General features: G+C 71.3%; 15 protein-coding genes. 5 read left to right on the top strand and 10 right to left on the bottom strand.

Annotation, left to right across the window (positions count from 1 at the left end; translation table 11 throughout):
- Window positions 1–49: 49 nt before the first annotated feature.
- Window positions 50–2,890: a penicillin acylase family protein gene (locus EAO72_RS05790; protein ID WP_148016102.1), complete on the bottom strand. Its 2,841-nt coding sequence runs from the start codon at window positions 2,888–2,890 to the stop codon at window positions 50–52.
- A 229-nt stretch (window positions 2,891–3,119) separates the two neighbouring features.
- Here EAO72_RS05790 and EAO72_RS05785 point away from each other — a divergent pair, with 229 nt between their 5' ends.
- Window positions 3,120–3,731: a hypothetical protein gene (locus tag EAO72_RS05785; protein WP_148016101.1), complete on the top strand. Its 612-nt coding sequence runs from the start codon at window positions 3,120–3,122 to the stop codon at window positions 3,729–3,731.
- Window positions 3,732–3,791: 60 nt separating this feature from the next.
- Here EAO72_RS05785 and soxR read toward each other — a convergent pair whose 3' ends face one another.
- Window positions 3,792–4,265 carry a redox-sensitive transcriptional activator SoxR gene (gene soxR / locus EAO72_RS05780; protein WP_148016100.1) on the bottom strand — a complete coding sequence of 158 codons (474 nt, stop codon included), beginning with the start codon at window positions 4,263–4,265 and terminating at the stop codon, window positions 3,792–3,794.
- Between the two features lie 124 nt (window positions 4,266–4,389).
- Here soxR and EAO72_RS05775 point away from each other — a divergent pair, with 124 nt between their 5' ends.
- Window positions 4,390–4,851 carry a MaoC family dehydratase gene (locus tag EAO72_RS05775; RefSeq protein WP_148016099.1) on the top strand — a complete coding sequence of 154 codons (462 nt, stop codon included), beginning with the start codon at window positions 4,390–4,392 and terminating at the stop codon, window positions 4,849–4,851.
- 57 nt (window positions 4,852–4,908) lie between these two features.
- On the opposite strand, the gene EAO72_RS05770 is transcribed toward EAO72_RS05775, so the two are convergent.
- From EAO72_RS05770 to EAO72_RS05760, 3 genes are all read right to left on the bottom strand, one after another.
- Window positions 4,909–5,532, bottom strand: coding sequence for a TetR/AcrR family transcriptional regulator (locus tag EAO72_RS05770; protein WP_148016098.1), 624 nt, complete (start codon window positions 5,530–5,532; stop codon window positions 4,909–4,911).
- Window positions 5,533–5,617: 85 nt separating this feature from the next.
- Window positions 5,618–5,908, bottom strand: coding sequence for a YiaA/YiaB family inner membrane protein (locus EAO72_RS05765; RefSeq protein ID WP_148016097.1), 291 nt, complete (start codon window positions 5,906–5,908; stop codon window positions 5,618–5,620).
- 88 nt (window positions 5,909–5,996) lie between these two features.
- On the bottom strand, window positions 5,997–7,148 hold the full coding sequence (locus EAO72_RS05760; RefSeq protein WP_148016096.1) for an acyl-CoA dehydrogenase family protein: 1,152 nt from the start codon (window positions 7,146–7,148) through the stop codon (window positions 5,997–5,999).
- A 63-nt stretch (window positions 7,149–7,211) separates the two neighbouring features.
- Here EAO72_RS05760 and EAO72_RS05755 point away from each other — a divergent pair, with 63 nt between their 5' ends.
- From EAO72_RS05755 to ppk2, 3 genes are all read left to right on the top strand, one after another.
- Window positions 7,212–7,862: a TetR/AcrR family transcriptional regulator gene (locus tag EAO72_RS05755; protein ID WP_148016095.1), complete on the top strand. Its 651-nt coding sequence runs from the start codon at window positions 7,212–7,214 to the stop codon at window positions 7,860–7,862.
- Between the two features lie 65 nt (window positions 7,863–7,927).
- Complete coding sequence (locus EAO72_RS05750) at window positions 7,928–8,908, top strand: DMT family transporter (protein ID WP_148016094.1); 981 nt, start codon at window positions 7,928–7,930, stop codon at window positions 8,906–8,908.
- Entirely contained in the window at window positions 8,874–9,764 is an 891-nt protein-coding gene (gene ppk2, locus EAO72_RS05745) for a polyphosphate kinase 2 (RefSeq protein ID WP_148016093.1), read from the top strand. Before EAO72_RS05750 ends, ppk2 begins: the two co-directional genes overlap by 35 nt.
- A gap of 91 nt (window positions 9,765–9,855) precedes the next feature.
- Here ppk2 and EAO72_RS05740 read toward each other — a convergent pair whose 3' ends face one another.
- From EAO72_RS05740 to EAO72_RS05720, 5 genes are all read right to left on the bottom strand, one after another.
- Window positions 9,856–10,935, bottom strand: a complete 1,080-nt coding sequence (locus tag EAO72_RS05740; protein ID WP_148016092.1) for a Zn-dependent alcohol dehydrogenase — start codon at window positions 10,933–10,935, stop codon at window positions 9,856–9,858.
- Between the two features lie 53 nt (window positions 10,936–10,988).
- A complete protein-coding gene (locus EAO72_RS05735; protein ID WP_148016091.1) occupies window positions 10,989–12,383 on the bottom strand; it encodes an aldehyde dehydrogenase family protein in 1,395 nt (464 codons plus the stop codon).
- 187 nt (window positions 12,384–12,570) lie between these two features.
- A complete protein-coding gene (locus EAO72_RS05730; RefSeq protein ID WP_148016090.1) occupies window positions 12,571–13,929 on the bottom strand; it encodes an ABC transporter ATP-binding protein in 1,359 nt (452 codons plus the stop codon).
- A gap of 133 nt (window positions 13,930–14,062) precedes the next feature.
- On the bottom strand, window positions 14,063–15,334 hold the full coding sequence (locus EAO72_RS05725; protein WP_148016089.1) for an MFS transporter: 1,272 nt from the start codon (window positions 15,332–15,334) through the stop codon (window positions 14,063–14,065).
- Window positions 15,335–15,357: 23 nt separating this feature from the next.
- A complete protein-coding gene (locus tag EAO72_RS05720; RefSeq protein ID WP_148016088.1) occupies window positions 15,358–16,773 on the bottom strand; it encodes a CitMHS family transporter in 1,416 nt (471 codons plus the stop codon).
- Window positions 16,774–16,823: the final 50 nt, after the last annotated feature.

Genomic DNA, 16,823 nt, shown 5'->3' with positions numbered 1-16,823 from the left:
CACCGGTTCCGTCCCCGAACGCCGGACGGGCCGGAAATCGGCGCGGCATTCAGCGGTGTGCCGGGAACTCCACCACCTGCTGGTACGTCGGGCGGTTCTGCCAGTGGATCGCCTTCTGCGCGATCCCGCCCAGCGCCCGGTGGATGATCGAGTCGGTGCACCACTGCTCGCCGGCCCCGCAGTTGTCGTCGGCCGGGTAGACCTCGGCCGCCGGCACCGCCGCCGCCTGCTTCAGCGTGGACAGCAGCGCCGCGCGGCAGCTGCTCAGATCACCGTTGCCGCAGTAGGACCTGGCCAGCGGCCCCTTGACCGGCTGCCCCAGCACCTGGCGCAGGTCCTTGTCGGCGAAGCCCCACCAGCCGTACTGGAACGCCGAACCGCTGTGCGCGCCGCTCGGCCCGTGGCTGGCCGCCGGGGACTCGTCGGTGGCGAGATTCGCGGTCAGCGCCCCGTACAGGTCGTCACCCAGTCCCGGCTTGAACTCGGCCTCGATCAGCTTCGGCCACCAGGCGTCCATGACGCGTACGGCATCGGCGTAGGTGTACGTGTGCGAGCCCGGGCTGCTCTCCTTGCGCTGGGCGCCCGCTGCCCGCCAGGACTCCAGCTGCTGGACCACCGCGTCGAGGTCCGGGTCGGTGACCGGCTGGGAGCGGATCACCTTGAGCAGTTCGGGGAGCAGTTGCTCGCCCCGCAGATCGGTGAGCGCGGCGTCCGCCATCGCCCGGGTGAGGGAGGCGCGGGTCACGCCGCCCTCCTCGACCAGCTTCGAGACGCGGTCGTCGAGCAGATCGGCCCGGTGCACGGCACTGAGGCCGAAGCCCGCGGAGGCGTATCCCTCGGCCTGCTTGTTGTTCCAGGAGACGTAGTAGTCCTGGCCGCTGGAGTGCGGGTGTTCGGCGAAGGGGGTGTAGGCGGCGGTGTTGGCCACCGGGTCGTAGCCCTGCCACTCGTACGCCTTCTCGGCCCGGACGGGCAGCGCCGGGTCGACGCCCGTCGCCCGTACCGGGTTCATGCCGCTGTTGTAGTAGGCGGCGGTGCGGGAGTCCGCGTAGAACCAGTTGAAGGCGTAGTCGATGTTGCTCGCCGCCCGCTGGAAGGAGGCGGCGTCGGTGACGTAGGACGGGTCGTTGAGCATCTGGAAGCCGATGATCGAGTCGGCCTCGTGCCGGTAGGTGGTGCGCAGCGTGGTGTAAGCGACGGGCTTGCCGCCCACGGTGGCCCGGTGCGTGACGATGCCGTACCCGGTGCGCCACACCTGCATCCGGTAGGAGCCCTTCGCCGTGGAGTCGGCGACGGTCGGCTTCCAGGAGTTGGACTTCTCCAGCTTCTCCATGGCGGTGCAGGCGCCGCGGTAGAGGTAGTGGGTGGAGTCCTTGGTGGGCGTGGAGCCGTCGGGTTCGCACAGGTCGACGGCGTACGTGTCGGTGATGTCCTGGCCCGCCGAGGTGGCGCTCCAGGCGTAGTCCTGGCCACGGCCCATCTGGATGTACATGCCGACGCCGGCGAAGGAGACGCCGCGCGCGCTGATGCCGGGTCCCTGGAGTTCCTGGAGCATCATCAGCTGCGGGGCGAAGTAGCCGGTCTGCGGGCCGAACACGGCGACCGGGTTGCCGCTCGCCGTGTGCGCGCCGGACACCAGCAGGGCGTTGGACATGCCGCGTTTCTGGGCGCCGGAGCCGGAGCCGGGGAGCGATCCCTCCGGTATGACTCCGTCGTCGTAGATGCCCTGGGCCTTCCGGAGCGTGGCCGGGGCCTTGACGGGGGCCTTCGCGTCGGTGCCCGCGGAGCCGGTGCGGTCGTGGATGAGCGGCTCGGTGGTGACGGATCCGGGGTCCGGGAGCGCCGTGCCGACGGCCTTGCCGGGCTTGTTCGCGTACGGGAAAGCGGTGCCGTCGTGCACGGTCAGCACGGCCTCGGGGTCGTTGCGCTGGCGGAACGACTCCCAGACCTTCGTGCCCTCCTGGACGCCGTACTTCTGCTGGGCCGACAGCAGGGAGAGCGCCGCCTGCACCTCGCCGCCGCCACCGCCACCGAACTGGCCGCCGACGACCGAGGCGATCGAGATCAGGTCGGTGAGCTTGAACGGCTGGATCTCGCCGATGTTGGTGATCGCGTCGATCTTTCCGGTGAGGACGTACTCGCCCGGAAAGTAGCGGCCCTTCTTCGACTTCTCCCGGTAGGAGTTGATGCCGTCCACATAGGCCTGGGCATCGGCCATCGCCTGTTCGCCGCGGGGCCCCTCATGGGTCCGGATGTGCTCGACCTGGGCCTCCAGGTCGGCCTCGGTGTACGGGGCCTGCGGCCAGAACTGCTGTTCCAGGCCCTGGTTGGCCAGCGCGCCGCCGGCGAAGGAGGTCAGTTCCCCGCGCCCGATGTGGCGGAAGAGGTCCATCAGCCAGAGCCGGTCCTGCCCGGCCGCGAAGCCGGCGCCGAACTCGGTGCCGTAGCGGGTGGTGCCCTTGATGTGCGGGACGCCCGACACCTTGTCGCGGGTGATGGTGACGTCGTCGCGCGGCGAGGTGACGGATTCGATCTGGTCCTTCGCGACGCCGAAGGAGGCATCGTTGAAGAAGTCGTTCAGCTTCTGGTCGGTGAGGCCCGTGTGCCCGGCCACCAGACCGTCGTACCGGTCGAGCTGGTCGTCGCTGTGCGCGGGATGGGTGCCGAACGCCTTGTTGCCGAGGATCTCGACCAGGGTGGCGTTGCCGTTCTCGCCGGGCGGCAGGATGTCGTCGCACTGCCCCTGGCAGTAGTCGACGACGGGATCCGGCTCGGCGGCGCCGGCGTGGGGTGCGGAGGCCAGCAGGGATGCGCCGAGGGCGAGAACGGCCGCGACGGTGGCGGCTCCTGTCCTGCCGGTGCGTACGGACATGCGGGTGCGTGGGGGCATGCGTGCTCCTCGGAGAGACCGTGCGCCGGAGGTTACCGACGGTATGACCCGCCGGTAAGGTGAACATCGGTCACCTTTTCCGAATCACCACATCCCGGTGCATGACGATCCGTCATCTCACTCCGTGGACGGTATGGCCTTGAGAGGGAGCCGATCCGGGCAGGCGTACGTCCACTCAATGACGCCGAAGTACGGGCAACGGAGTACGAGCGACGGAGGTGGCGGCGCCATGGCCGGTTTCCGGAGTCTGGCGAGACAGGTCCGCGATCCGCGGAGCGATCTGGCACTGCGGCGGTACTCGCTGCGCAAGTGCCTGGAACGCTTCGCACCGTACGGACACCGGGCGACCTGGGACCATCTGTGCGCCCGGCACGGAATGGGCCCCGAGGACCGGGCGCCCGACCCTGCGCGGCTGATGCGCGCGCTGGAGGAGCTGGAGACCGCACGGGCGGTCTGGCTCGGTTACGAGGCGGGGTTCGCCGAGCGCCGCAAGCGGGAGAAGCACGAAGGGCGGCGCCGCCCGGCCGCCTTCGACGACTGGCACCGGCGCACCTGGGGCGGGAACGGCGTCGCGCGGTGCGAGGACCCGGCGGTCCATCCGGCGGCGCCGCTCGCCGAGGTCCTGGCCCGGCTGATCTCGGCCCTGGAGTCGGAGCCGGGCGCCGGCTGCCCGGTGTGCGCGCAGGCGCGCATCGCCTGGCGGCAGGACCTGGACAGCGAACCGTGGTCCGGCCCGGTCTGCACCGGCTGCGGCATCGTGGTGCCGCAGCCCGTGCTCACCCCGGACGCGCTGGCGAGGGCCAGGCGGACCCGGCTGGGCGACCTGGCGACGATCGCCTGAGGAACGGAGCGGCCCGTCCGGCGCCCACGGCCGCCGGACGGGAACACCAGGACCGGCTGCTCACGCCTTGCCCGCGGCCCTGCCCTCCGGCATCAGGCGCGAGCCGCTGATCCGCTCACCGGAGATGTCGTCCGGGTTGGAGAGCACACAGGTCTCCAACGACAGGCAGCCGCAGCCGATGCAGTCCGTGAGGTGGTCGCGCAGCCTGGCCAGCTGCCGGATCCGCTCGTCCAGCTCGGAGCGCCAGGCCGCGGAGAGCCGGGCCCAGTCGTCCCGGTTCGGGGTGCGCTCCTCGGGGAGCTCGGCCAGCGCGTCACGGATGGTGGCGAGCGGGATGCCGACCCGCTGCGCCGCCCGGACGAAGGCGACCCGGCGCAGCGCGTCCCTGGTGTAGCGGCGCTGGTTGCCACTGGTGCGGCTGCTGGTGATCAGGCCCTTGGCCTCGTAGAAGTGCAGGGCCGAGACCGCGGCACCGCTGCGCGCGGAGAGCTGGCCGACCGTGAGTTCATGGAGTGTGTGTGGGATCTGGGGCACTCATCGAACCCTACGTGGCCCATTCGCGCCCGGTCCGTCGTTGACAGGAACGCACCCGCCAACCATGCTGAGCAAGCGCTTAGACAGGCACCCGATGGATGGTCGAGAGCGGGAAGGCAGGGACATGGCAGAGCCGAGGATCTTCACGTCCGCGCAGGAGCTGCGTGACGGCGTGGGCGAGCAGCTGGGACACAGTGACTGGCTGGAGGTCGACCAGAAGAGGATCGACCTCTTCGCCGACGCCACCGGCGACCACCAGTGGATCCACGTCGACCCGGAGCGGGCCGCGGCCGGGCCCTTCGGGACGACGATCGCGCACGGCTACCTCACGCTCTCGCTGCTGCCGGCGCTCGTACCGCAGGTCATGCGGGTCGAGAACACCAAGATGGGCATCAACTACGGGACCAACAAGGTCCGCTTCCCCTCCACCGTGCCCGTGGGTTCCCGGCTGCGGGCGACGGCCGTCCTCAAGAGCGTCGAGGAGGCGGGCGGCGGTGTGCAGGTCACCGCCGTCGTCACGGTCGAGCGCGAGGGCGGCGAGAAGCCCGCGTGCGTCGCCGAGTCGGTGTCGCGCTTCTACTTCTGAGCCGTAGGCGGGTGGGGGTCCCGGCCCCGCGGGGCCGGGACCCCCACCCGCCTACCGTCAGCGCCCGGCCGCGACCATCCGCAGCACGAGCCCGGCGTACAGCTCGCCCACCTCGTCCGGCGTACGGCTGCCCTGCGCGTTGAACCAGCGCGCCACGTCGATGCAGAGGGAGAGCACGGCGAGCGCGGTGCCGGGCACGTCGGAGACGTCGAACTCCCCCGCCGCCACACCCTCACCGATGATCCGGCGCACCGCCGCGTCGCTCCTGCGGCGCAGCTCGACGATCTCGGTGCGGTGCTCCTCGGCGAGCGCGTCGAGCTCGTACTGGACCACTCGCGCCGTGGTGTGCCGCTCGGCGTGCCAGCGGACGAAGGCCCGCACGGCTCCGGCCAGCCGCTCGGTGGCCGTACCCTCGCCGTCGGCCGCCGACTCCAGCAGGGTCAGGGCACGGTCGTGTCCGATCCTGCTGATCCGGTGGAGCAGCTCTTCCTTCGTCTTGAAGTGGATGTAGAGCGCCGCGGGGCTCATCCCGGCACGGCCCGCGATGTCCCGTGTGGTGGTCGCGTGGTAGCCGCGCTCGGCGAAGGCGTCGACGGCCGCGACGAGCAGCCGTCGGGCGGCCTCGGGCGTCACTTCGGACCACGGCGTGTTCTCGCCGTCGGTCTCCTCCGCCGTGCTCATCGTCGGTCGCCCCTCTCAGTCAGCAGGACGAACACCATACCCCGATCCTGAGCAAGCGCTTAGCGGTGAGGGTGTGGGGAGATCGTCAGAGCTTCTGAAAGGGGTCGTGCTCGGCGAGGATCTTCTCCAGCCGGGCCTGGTCGACCCGGCTGATGATCTGCCCCGCCTCCTGCCGGTCCCGGATGACCTTGGCCAGCGTGAAGGCGGAGGTGACGAGGTAGAGGACGCCGATAGCGAGGAAGGCGCGCACCCACACGTCCGCGTCGAGGAAGTAGATTCCGAGAGTCACCGCTCCCATCGCGATCCCGAAGGACGCGACGGCCTGGCCGTAGAAGGCGGCGGTGTTCTGCTGCTTGACCGTGGTCGTCTCACTCATGCCGCCCAGCATCGGGCGATGTGGCGCACGGCACATCCGTCCTCGTACTCAGACGGGTACTCAGACGTCCGTTCGGGTCATGCGGGGCTCAGAAGGCGGAGACACCCGTCAGGGCGCGGCCGATGATCAGCTTCTGGATCTGGCTGGTGCCCTCATAGAGCGTCATCACGCGGGCGTCCCGCAGCAGTTTGCCGACGGGGTATTCGTCGATGTAGCCGTAGCCGCCGAAGACCTGGACGGCGTTGTTCGCGGCGCGGACGGCGGCCTCGGAGGCGAAGAGCTTCGCCTGGGAGGCGGCGGTCGCGAAGTGCTCACCGCGGTCGATCAGGTCGGCCACCCGCCAGGTCAGCAGCCGGGCGGCGTCGACGTCCACGGAGATGTCGCTGATGAGTTCCTGGACGAGCTGGTAGCTCGCGATGGACCTGCCGAACTGTTCGCGCTGCCCGGCGTATCCCACGGCCGCGTCCAGGGCCGCCTGCGCGATGCCGACACAGCCCGCCGCGACCGACATCCGGCCCTTGGCCAGCGCCGACATGGCTATGGAGAAGCCCTTGCCCTCCGGGCCCATGAGGGCGCCGGCCGGTACGCGGACGTCCTCCAGGACCAGTTCGGCGGTCGCCTGGCCGCGCAGACCGAGCTTGCCGTGGATCGTGCGCCGGGTGAGGCCGGGGGTGTCGGCGGGGACCAGGAAGGCGGACACGCCCTTGTGTCCGGGGGTCTCGTTGGTGCGGGCGAAGAGCAGCACCACGTCGGCCCAGGTGCCGTTGGTGATGAACATCTTGCTGCCGTTGATGACGTAGTCACCGCCGTCCCGGACGGCCCTCGTCGTCAGGTTCCCGGCGTCCGATCCCGTGCCCGGTTCGGTGAGGCCGAAGCAGCCGACGGCGTCGCCGGAGGTCAGGCGGGGCAGCCACTGCCGCTTCTGCTCCTCGTCGCCCCACGCGGCGACGGTCTTGGCGACCAGACCGAGCGAGACCGAGACGATGCCGCGGACCGAGGAGTCCCCGCGGCCGAGCTCCTCGGTGACCAGGCAGTACGCCAGATGGTCACCGCCCGAACCGCCGTACTCCTCGGGGACCGTCAGCCCGAGGAAGCCGAGGGAGCCGAGCTTCTTCACGATCGACTTGTCGACGTTCTCGGCCCGGTCCCACTCGACGACGTACGGGGCGATGTCCCGGGCCACGAAGTCCTTGGCGAGCTGCCGGACGGCTTCCTGCTCCTCGCTGAGCTCCAGGTTCATCCTTCGACCCTCACTTTAATTAGCACTGCTAGTTTTAGGGATGCAGGGCCTACTATGTGCCGCATGGCCCGCCCGCGCAAGCCCCTTCTCAGCAGAGACCGCATCGTCGAGACGGCGAGCGCCCTCGTGGACGCCGAAGGGCTCGACGCCGTCTCGACCCGCCGCCTCGCGGCCGAGCTCGGGGTCAGCGGACCGTCGCTCTACAACCACTTCCGGAACAAGGACGAGATCCTGGACGCGGTCGCCGACTCCGTCTCCGCACAGGTCGACCTGTCGATGTTCGACGCGTCCGACACCCGTGACTGGCGGGCCGCCCTGCACGACTGGGCCGTCTCCTACCGTGCGGCGCTCAGCGCGCACCCGCACATCGTCCCGGTGCTCGCCCAGGGCCCCGGCCGCCGCCCGGCCGGCCTGCGGGTCGCCGACGCGGTGTTCGGCGCCATGGTCCGCGCCGGCTGGCCGCCCGCCCAGGCCACGTACATCGGCGCCCTAATGCGCTACTTCATCACCGGCTCGGCCCTCGGCTCCTTCGCCCGGGGCTTCGTGGACGACGAGACGGCGTACGACCCGGCCGACTACCCGCACCTGGGCCAGGCCCACCTGCTCGCGGAGCGCCGTCAGCAGGTCGACGAGGGCGCCTTCGAGACAGGACTGCGGGCGCTGATCGACGGACTCGCCCTCCAGTACGCCCCGCCCCCGCGGCAGATGCGGTAGAGCGCTGCGCCGGGCCCACGACTATTCGGTGGGCACCGAACCGTCCTGGCTCTACGGTCGGGTCCATGACGACGCTCCCCTCCCCCGCCGCCCCTGCGGAACACCGTGACTGGCGGGCCACGGCCGCCGCCTGCACCACCGTGGTCCTGTGGGCCTCCGCCTTCGTCTCCATCCGCAGCGCGGGCGAGGCCTACTCCCCCGGCGCACTGGCCCTCGGACGGCTGCTGGCCGGCTCCCTGGCGCTCGGCACCCTGCTCCTGGTACGCCGGGAGGGTCTGCCCCCACGGGCGGCCTGGCCGGGGATCCTCTGGTCCGGGCTGCTGTGGTTCGGCCTGTACATGGTGGTGCTCAACTGGGGCGAGCAGCAGGTGGACGCCGGGACCGCCGCGATGGTCGTGAACATCGGCCCCCTGCTGATCGCCCTGCTCGGCGCCCGGCTGCTCGGTGAGGGGCTGCCGCGCCGGCTGCTGCTGGGCATGGGCGTGTCCTTCGCGGGCGCCGCGGTGGTGGGGCTCTCCATGTCGGGTCACGGGAGTTCCTCGGTGCTGGGTGTGCTGCTCTGCCTGCTGGCGGCGGTGGCGTACGCGGGCGGAGTCGTCGGCCAGAAGCCCGCGCTGCGGCACGGCTCGGCGCTCCAGATCACCACCTTCGGGTGTCTGGTCGGCACCGCGGCGTGCCTGCCGTTCGCCGGTGCGCTGATCTCCGACGCGGCCGACGCGCCCCTCTCGGCGACCTTGAACATGGTCTACCTGGGCCTCTTCCCGACCGCACTGGCCTTCACCACCTGGGCCTACGCGCTCGCGCGCACCACGGCGGGCCGGATGGGCGCCACCACCTACGCGGTGCCGGCGCTCGTGGTGCTGATGTCGTGGCTGCTGCTGGACGAGGTGCCCGCGCTGCTCACGGTCGCCGGCGGACTGCTCTGTCTGGCCGGGGTGGCGGTCTCCCGGAAGCGTCCGCAGACTGGTGCGACGCGGAAGCATCCCGCCCAGCCTGTGGAAGGACCTCCTCATGACGCGGAGCGCCAAGCAGCGGACCGGCCGTAGGCAGGCGAAGGGGGCCGACGGGCCGGCGGTGCCGACGGCCCCCGCGGGCCGCGACCGTGACGCCTGGCGCGAGGACTATCCGTACGACTCCAAGCTCGGCCGCAAGGAGTACGACGTGTCCAAGCGCGCCCTGCAGATAGAACTGCTCAAGCTCCAGCACTGGATCAAGGAGCACGACGAACGGCTCGTCATCCTCTTCGAGGGACGCGACGCCGCGGGCAAGGGCGGCACCATCAAGCGGTTCACCGAGCATCTGAATCCCCGTGGTGCGCGGGTGGTGGCGCTGGAGAAGCCCACCGAACGCGAGCGCTCGCAGTGGTACTTCCAGCGGTACGTGGCGCATCTGCCGGCCGCCGGGGAGATCGTGATGTTCGACCGGTCCTGGTACAACCGGGCCGGTGTGGAGCGGGTGATGGGCTTCTGCTCGACGTCCGAGTACCTCGAATTCATGCACCAGGCCCCGGGGTTCGAGCGGATGCTCGCCCGCGACGGCATCCATCTGGTGAAGTTCTGGTTCTCCGTCTCGCGCGATGAGCAGCGCAGGCGGTTCATGAGCCGGCAGACCGATCCGGTGCGGCAGTGGAAGCTGAGCCCGGTCGACCTCGCGTCGCTCGACAAGTGGGACGCGTACACCGAGGCCAAGGAGCTGATGCTCTTCCACACGGACACGGCGGACGCCCCGTGGACCGTGGTGAAGAGCAACGACAAGAAGCGGGCCCGGCTGGAGGCCATCCGCCATGTCCTGCACCGCTTCGACTACCCGGACAAGGACGTGGCGGTGGCCGGGGAGCCGGACCCGCTGATCGTGGGTCCCGCCTCCCGGATCTTCGAACAGGGCGAGAACCAGGCTCGCTGATCCGGACGGAAGGACCCTGGGGCCTCTCGTTCGGATCATGCCGGGCTCGCGGGCCCCGGCCCCTTACCCGGCCTGATCCAAGCGAAAGCCCCTAGAACACCACCAGGGCGCGGCCGCCCTTGCCGGCGATCATGTGGTCGAAGGCCGCCGGGATGCCGTCCAGGCCGATCCGTTCGGTGACCATCATCGAGAGGTCGAAGCGGCCCGCGCGGATGTGGTCGGCCAGCACCGGCAGATCGCGGGCCGGGTCGCTGTTGCCGTAGACGCAGCCGGTCAGGGACCTGCCCCAGTGGAAGATCTCCAGGGCGTTGAACGTCACCTCCTGGTCCTTGCCGCCGATGCCGACGACCGTGGCGCGGCCGCCGCGGCGGGTGGACTCCCAGGCGGCACGGATGGTGGCGGCCCTGCCGACGCACTCGACGGCCACGTCCGCGCCCTGCCCGCCGGTGAGCTTGCGGATCTCGCGGGGCGTGGTCGCGGAGGCGATCACGTAGTCCGTGGCACCCGCCCGGCGTGCGAGGTCCTCCTTCTCCGGGGAGACGTCCACCGCGATGATCTTCGAGGCGCCGGCGATCCGGGCGGCGTGGAGTACGGCGAGGCCGACGCCGCCGATGCCGAACACGACGACGGACTCGCCGGCGCGGACCCGGGCGCTGTGGTGGACCGCGCCGTACCCGGTCAGCACCGCGCAGCCGAGCAGGGCCGCGTCGGTGAGCGGGATGCCGTCCGGGGCGGGCAGCACGCAGTTCGCCGCGACCACGGTCTCCTGCGCGAAGGCGGCGACGTTCAGTCCGGGGTGCAGTGCGGTGCCGTCCGCGGTGTGGGCGTGGACGTTCGCCGCACCGGCCAGGGCGTTGACGCAGAGCCAGACCTCGCCGATGCCGCAGTGGTGGCAGCTGCCGCAGGACGGTGCCCAGTTGAGGACGACGCCGTCGCCCGGGGCGAGATGGCCCACGCCCTCGCCCACCGAGACGACGGTGCCCGCGCCCTCGTGGCCGAGGACGGCCGGGACGGGCAGCCGCATGGTGCCGTCGGACAACGAGAGGTCGGAGTGGCAGACCCCGGCGGCGGCGAGACGGACGCGCACCTGGCCGGGGCCGGGCTCGGGCAGGGTGATGTCGGTGATCTCCAGCGGAGCTCCGACGGCGGACAGTACGGCGGCTCGGACCACGGACTGGCTCCTTGCTGATCGGGGGCGCGGACTCGGTGGGCTGGGCGGGCGGTTCAGAACTGGAGGGACTTCGTCTGGAGGTACTCGGCGAGACCGTGCTCGCCCAGTTCGCGGCCCACGCCGGACTGCTTGTAGCCGCCGAAGGGGGCGAGCGGGTTGAAGCGGCCGCCGTTGATGTCGACCTGACCGGTGTCCATCCGCCGGGCGAAGGCGACGGCCTCCTCGTCGTCGGCGGCCCAGACGGCGCCCGCGAGCCCGTACACGGTGCCGTTGGCGATGCGCAGCGCGTCCGCCTCGTCCTCGTACTTCAGGATCGAGACGACCGGGCCGAAGATCTCCTCCTGGGCGATGGTCATCTCCGGGGTGACGTCGGCGAACACGGTGGGGCTGACGTAGTACCCGGTGGCGAGCGGCGCCTCGGGGCCGCCGGCCACGACGCGGGCACCCTCCTCGATGCCCTTCTCGATGTAACCGCGCACCCGCGCCTGCTGCTGGGCGTTGACGAGCGGTCCGACGCGCTCGCCGGGTACGTACTTGGCGACGGCCGCGGCGGCGAGGGCGACGGCCTCCTCGTACCGCTCGGCATCGACCAGCATCCGGGTCCAGGCGCTGCACGTCTGGCCGGAGTTGGACATCACGTTGGCGATGCCGACGTTGACGGCCCTGGCCAGGTCCGCCGAGGGCAGGATGACGTTGGCGGACTTGCCGCCGAGCTCCAGCGCGACACGCTTGACCGCGCCGCCCGCCGTGGCGCCGATCCGCCGGCCGACGGCGGTGGAGCCGGTGAAGGAGACGAGGTCGACGTCCTGGTGCTCGGCGAGCGCCTGTCCGGCGACCGGACCGAGGCCGGTGACCAGGTTGAAGACACCGGCGGGCAGGCCGGCCTCCTCGGTGGCCTCGGCGAAGAGCTGCGCGGTGAGCGGGGTGTCCTCGGCGGGCTTGAGGACGACGGTGCAGCCGGCGGCCAGTGCGGGCGCCACCTTGGCGACGATCTGGTGCAGCGGGTAGTTCCACGGGGTGATCGCGCCGACCACGCCGACGGGCTCCAGGAACACGGTGGAGTTGCCGTGCCGCTGCTCGAAGGCGTACGTCGCGGCCAGTTCGGCGTACGAGCCGGCGACCAGGACCGGCACGCCCGCGTGCACCATCTGCGACATCGGCAGCGGCGAACCCAGTTCGGCGGTGACCGTCGCGGCGATCTCGTCCTTGCGCGCGGCGAGCACATCGCGCAGCGCGCCGATCCGGGCGGCCCGCTCGGCGGGCGGGGTCGCGGCCCAGCCGGGGAACGCGGCGCGGGCGGCACGTACCGCGGCGTCGACGTCCTCGGCGGTGCCCGCCGGGACGTGCGCGATGACCTGTTCGTCCACCGGGTTCACCACCGCGAGGGTGTCCGTGCCGGCGGCGGGCCGCCAGGCGCCGCCGATGTACATACCGTCATGGGCCTTCATGGCTGTTCCTCCCGGACGCGGTGACGGACGAGGTCGTCCGCGCCCTAAACTAGCGCCGTTAGTTTTCCGGCGCCAGAGACGTCCGTCACGTGCCCGGGCCGCCCCGCCGGAGACGCCCCTCACGTGCCGGGGCCCGCCCGTCGCTCAGGGGAGGCGAGCGGCGGGCGGGCCCGGGTGTGCCGTCTGCCTACACCTCCAGGCCGGGAACGTCCTTGGGCAGTGGGCAGATCCGGCGGCCCTGGTGGTCGAAGACGTACAGGTGCGCCAGGTCCACCAGGAGCGGGACCTGGCCGCCGGTGCGCAGCCGCATGTCCGGACCCGTGCGGACGACGAGGTCGCTGGAGGTGACCGCGGGGCGGTCGGGGCTGTGCACGCCCGGCGGAAGCGGGTCGGTTGCGGGGTCGTCGAGGACGGCGACGGACGATCCCGTGAGTCCGGTGGCGCGTTCCCTGAGGCGCTCCAGGACACCGGTCCCGCCCTGGCCGCCGCGGCGCCTGCGTACGGTGCCGCGGTCCGGGCGGGCCGATTCGAGGTCCGGCACCACAGCGGGCTGCGAACCCGTGTTGAGGTGGACGAGCGCCTCGTGCCCCTGGTACTCGACGTGCTCGACGATGCCGCTGAGCGCGACCTCGCCGGGACGGGCCTGGCTGGGCGGGGCGATCCGGACCGCCTCGGAGCGCAGTCCGACAATGATGCGCCGGCCCTGCTGGATCCGCAGCAACTGGTGGTCGGGGCTCAGGGGCTCGGGCAGCGGGAGACGCTGGCGGCCGAGGTCGATCGACATCCGGCCCTCCAGCGGCGCGTGGACGACGGCCTGGAGCAGGTTGATCCGCGGAGTGCCGATGAACGCGGCGACGAACACGTTCTCCGGCAGCGAGTACACCTCGCGAGGCGGGCTCACCTGCTGGAGGACCCCGCCGCGCATCACGGCGACCCGGTGGCCCAGCGACATCGCCTCGGCCTGGTCGTGCGTCACGTAGACCGTGGTGACGCCGAGTTCCTTGGTGAGCTGGGATATCTCGGCCCGCAGGTGGTTGCGGAGCTTCGCGTCGAGGTTGGAGAGCGGCTCGTCCATGAGGAAGGCCGAGGGCTGGCGCGAGATGGCGCGGCCCATGGCGACCCGCTGGCGCTCGCCACCGGAGAGCTGGCCGGGCAGCCGGTCCAGGACGCTCTCGATGCCGAGCATCCTGGCCGTGTTCTCGATGCGCTCGTTGTGGTCCTGGCGGGGGTTCTCCAGCTTCAGCGGGAAACCGATGTTGGCCCGGTTGGTCATGGTCGGGTAGAGCGCGAAGTTCTGGAAGACCATGGCCATGCCGCGTTCGCGGGGGGTCAGGTGATTGGCCGGTTCACCGTCGAGCAGGATCTCGCCCTCGGTGACGTCCTCCAGGCCGGCGATCATGCGGAGCACGGTCGATTTGCCGCACCCCGAAGGGCCCAGCAGGACGACGAACTCGCCCGGGTCGATGGAGAGCGAGACGCGGTCCACGGCACGCGTGGAGCGTCCGTAGGCCTTGCTTACGTTGTTCAGAATGATGGCGCGAGTCATGTGGTTCCGCCCGGGAGGATGAAGGTGGAGCGGTGGGGAGCGGCAGCAGTGGCCTGAAATTAACCCACTGCGCAGGGTGAGGGAATGACTCGCGCAAAGGTTGCGCCGTACTGGGGCTGCGGAGACGTAAGTGTCAGGCGGGATTCCGGTTGAGGCCGGCCCGCGCCGGTCCGGTCCCGGGGGCGTCCCGGTCCGGTTCCGGGGTCCCGCTCCGCCGCGGTGCGCGGCCGTCCCTGCCGCGTGCGCCGAGTCCGGCCGCCACGATCAGCAGCGCGCCGAGCATCACGAACGGGGCCGCGGCTCCCGCCACGCCGGCGACGAGTCCCGCGGCCGCGGGCGTCGCCACCTGGCCGAGCCGGTTGCCGGTCAGCCGCAGGGCGAGCGCGGTGGAACGGGCCGCCGCCGGGGCGGCCTGGACCACGGTGGTCATCGACAGGGGCTGCCCGGCTCCGAGGCAGAATCCGAGAACGGCGAGCATCAGCGCCAGCACCGGCACGGGTACGGGCAGGGCGAGGGCGGCGCAGAGCAGCCCCGCCAGCAGGCAGGTGGAAGCGAGCAGGCCGGCGCGGCCCAGGACCCGGAGCATCGGGGTCATCACCAACCGGCAGGCGATGGTGGCGGCGGCGCGCAGGCTCAGCAGCAGGCCGACCGTGGCGGGGGCGATGCCCCGGTGTTCGCCGACGACGGGCAGGTACGCGGTGAGGATGTCGGTCGCGGAGAGCACGGCGAGGCTGATGAAGATGCCGGCGGGGACTCCGCGGGCCCGCAGAATGCCGCCCACGGGCACCTTGGCCGCCGGGGTCCTGCCGCGGCGTGCGGGAGCCGCCCGGTGCTCGATGCGCCACAGCGAGGTGAAGGAGACCGCGGCGACGGCGGCCGAGACCATCAGGGCGAGCGCGCTGGTGCGGCCCAGGGCGCCGTCGCGTTCGGAGATCAGGTAGCCGGCGGCGATCGGGCCGATGAGCTGGCCGAGGGAGGCGCCGATGGTGAAGTGGCCGAAGTTGCGGTCCTGTTCGGCCGGGGCGGACTGGCGGGCGACGATCGACTGGGCGCCGATCACGAAGCAGAGGTGGCCGAGCCCCATGACTCCGCTCCAGGCCGCCATCGCGGTCAGGGAGTCCGCCCGGCCGCTGAGGGCGCAGCCGCCGGCGATCAGGACGACGCCGAACGGCAGCAGCGGTGCGCATCTGCCGTGGTCCGTCCGGCGCCCCAGCGGTACGGCGGCGAAGAGCGGGAGGAGCGCGTACACGCCGGTGATGACGCCGATCGCCCGCTCGTCCGCGCCCAGCGCCAGGGCCCGGTAGGAGACGGCGGGCCGCGCCATCGACACCGCCCCCTGCGCGAAGGCGAAGGCGATGACGAGGCGCAGCAGCCAGTTCCGGCCGGGCCCGGTGGTGTCGGTCATGGTCAGTGTGTCCGGGAGCTCTCTCAGATGATCCCGAACAGGAGTCCGGCGCCGAGCACCACCAGGGAGGTGAGCGCGGCCCACTTGACGGTGAAGCGGGTGTGGTCGCCGAACTCGACCTTGGCCATGCCGACGAGGACGTAGACGGCGGGCACCAGCGGGGACGACATGTGCAGGGGCTGGCCGACCAGGGAGGCGCGGGCGATCTCCAGCGGGGAGACACCGTGGGCGGCTCCGGCCTCGGCGAGCACGGGCACGACTCCGAAGTAGAAGCCGTCGTTGGACATGAAGTACGTCAGCGGGATGCTCAGCACGCCGGTGACGAGGGCCATGTGCGGCCCCATGCCCTCCGGGATCGCGCCGACGAGCCAGTCGGCCATGTGGTCGACCATGCCGGTGCCGGTGAGCACGCCGGTGAAGACGGCGGCGGCGAAGACCATGCCGGAGACGTTGAGGACGTTGTCGGCGTGGGCCGCGATCCGCGCCCGCTGGTCGGGCATGTGGGGGAAGTTGACGGTGAGGGCGAGGGCCGCGCCGAGGAGGAAGAGCACCGGGATCGGCATCAGCTCCATGATCATCGCGGTGAGCAGGGCGATGGTCAGACCGGCGTTGAACCAGTAGAGCTTCGGCCGCAGGGTGGCGCGTTGGGGGTCGAGGCCCTTGAAGCCCTCGTCGGCCCCGGTCTCCGCCTCCTCGTCGGGCGCCGTGCCGCCCGTACCGGCGGAGCCCGTGCCCTTGCGCGAACGGTCGCCGCCGCCCGCGGCGACGAGAACCGGCTCGGATTCCGTGACGGGGACGGCCGTCCGGGGCCCGTCGAGGGTGAGGGTGCCGAGCCGCTTGCGCTCGCGCCGGCCGAGGACCACGGCCAGCAGGATCACGGCGAGCAGTCCGACGCCGAGCGCCGGGATCATGGGGACGAAGATGTCGCCCGCGTCCAGCTTCAGGGCGGTGGCGGCACGGGCTGTGGGACCGCCCCAGGGCAGGGTGTTCATGACGCCGTTCGCCGTGGCGGCGACTCCGGTCATCACGACCAGGCTCATCTTCAGGCGCTTGTAGAGCGGATACATCGCCGAGACGGTGATCATGAAGGTGGTGGAGCCGTCACCGTCCAGCGAGACGATCGCGGCGAGCACCGCCGTACCCACGACGATCCGCATGGGGTCGGCCTTGCAGAAGCGCAGGATGCCCCGGACGATCGGGTCGAAGAGCCCGACGTCGATCATCACGCCGAAGTAGACGATCGCGAACATCAGCATGGCGGCGGTCGGCGCCAGATTGCCGACGCCTTCGATGACGTAGTCGCCGAGATGCGCACCCTTCCCCACGGCTACGCAGAAGAGGGCGGGGATCAGTACGAGCGCCGCGATCGGCGACATCTTCTTCATCATGATCAGGACCAGAAAGGTCGCGATCATGGCAAAGCCGAGGATGGTCAGCATATGGATACCTATCGTTCACCCTTGAACTCCCACCGGAGCCGGCGGTGCGG

This window comes from Streptomyces sp. OR43 (genome assembly GCF_008042275.1).
GTDB lineage: Bacteria > Actinomycetota > Actinomycetes > Streptomycetales > Streptomycetaceae > Streptomyces.
This window is presented reverse-complemented; position numbering and strand designations above follow the sequence as displayed.

Excerpts from the sequence above, each read along its gene's own strand:
- EAO72_RS05750 (WP_148016094.1), top strand. The coding sequence starts at position 7,928 with ATGACGACGCTCCCCTCCCCCGCCGCCCCTGCGGAACACCGTGACTGG.
- EAO72_RS05790 (WP_148016102.1), bottom strand. The coding sequence starts at position 2,890 with ATGCCCCCACGCACCCGCATGTCCGTACGCACCGGCAGGACAGGAGCC.
- EAO72_RS05735 (WP_148016091.1), bottom strand. The coding sequence starts at position 12,383 with ATGAAGGCCCATGACGGTATGTACATCGGCGGCGCCTGGCGGCCCGCC.
- EAO72_RS05785 (WP_148016101.1), top strand. The coding sequence starts at position 3,120 with ATGGCCGGTTTCCGGAGTCTGGCGAGACAGGTCCGCGATCCGCGGAGC.
- EAO72_RS05760 (WP_148016096.1), bottom strand. The coding sequence starts at position 7,148 with ATGAACCTGGAGCTCAGCGAGGAGCAGGAAGCCGTCCGGCAGCTCGCC.
- EAO72_RS05775 (WP_148016099.1), top strand. The coding sequence starts at position 4,390 with ATGGCAGAGCCGAGGATCTTCACGTCCGCGCAGGAGCTGCGTGACGGC.
- EAO72_RS05770 (WP_148016098.1), bottom strand. The coding sequence starts at position 5,532 with ATGAGCACGGCGGAGGAGACCGACGGCGAGAACACGCCGTGGTCCGAA.
- ppk2 (WP_148016093.1), top strand. The coding sequence starts at position 8,874 with ATGACGCGGAGCGCCAAGCAGCGGACCGGCCGTAGGCAGGCGAAGGGG.
- EAO72_RS05730 (WP_148016090.1), bottom strand. The coding sequence starts at position 13,929 with ATGACTCGCGCCATCATTCTGAACAACGTAAGCAAGGCCTACGGACGC.
- EAO72_RS05720 (WP_148016088.1), bottom strand. The coding sequence starts at position 16,773 with ATGCTGACCATCCTCGGCTTTGCCATGATCGCGACCTTTCTGGTCCTG.
- EAO72_RS05765 (WP_148016097.1), bottom strand. The coding sequence starts at position 5,908 with ATGAGTGAGACGACCACGGTCAAGCAGCAGAACACCGCCGCCTTCTAC.
- EAO72_RS05755 (WP_148016095.1), top strand. The coding sequence starts at position 7,212 with ATGGCCCGCCCGCGCAAGCCCCTTCTCAGCAGAGACCGCATCGTCGAG.
- EAO72_RS05725 (WP_148016089.1), bottom strand. The coding sequence starts at position 15,334 with ATGACCGACACCACCGGGCCCGGCCGGAACTGGCTGCTGCGCCTCGTC.